At 35.5% G+C, this 674-nt stretch carries 2 pseudogenes; both read right to left on the bottom strand.

Annotation, left to right across the window (positions count from 1 at the left end):
* Positions 1–253 (bottom strand): annotated as a pseudogene (locus U881_RS0107185) (hypothetical protein); the annotation flags it as partial.
* 15 nt (positions 254–268) lie between these two features.
* Positions 269–674, bottom strand: a pseudogene (locus tag U881_RS0107180) (hypothetical protein); the annotation flags it as partial.

Here is a 674-nt window from a genome sequence, read left to right as displayed (position 1 = left end):
GACCAAGTTCACTAAAAAGTTTAGAATTTGCACTCAATTTTTTAACTCGAAACATACACTCTTTGATTGATTTCCACTTAGCAGGCTTAGTAATCGAAAAAGATAGGTCTTTGACAACTAGGTCCTTTGGCGAATTAGTATCAAGCGAAGTGGAATCTTTCACATCTGTACCCGTGAAACACCATTTGAACTTAGGTATATCAACTGCCACTAAGACAGCACCCGAAGGCATCTTTAATTTTTGTTCAGCCATTTATTCTCCTAATAACTAAATTTCGAAAAATACCGCATCCTTAATATAATCATAAGACAGAGATACTAAAGGCTTTGAAAGTGTTAACTCACATTTGAGATCAATTTTCTGATTTGACAGGTCCTGACCTGGATTAAATGTGGCAATCTGACCTTCCGCAACCATGAACTTAGTTCGCTGATCTGCACTCTGAATCTGATTTACAAAAAGAACAAAAAATTCATAATTACGTGGCAATACTCTTTTACCAATCTCATACTTCTTACCACCATTATCCTTCTTAACCACATCTCTTGTAACAAAATGAGAACGTTCGATATAAGTCTCAAGTAATTCTTCTTTGTTTTGTGTTGTCTCTCTAACAGAATATCCAGAAAACTCAACTGTTTGCTCTGGAATCTTTCCAATAGCCGATATTGAA

The sequence above is a fragment of the Borrelia persica No12 genome, assembly GCF_000500045.1.
Taxonomy (GTDB): Bacteria; Spirochaetota; Spirochaetia; order Borreliales; family Borreliaceae; genus Borrelia; species Borrelia persica.
The sequence above is the reverse complement of the archived record's forward strand: the minus strand, read 5'-3'. Positions and strand labels throughout refer to the sequence as shown.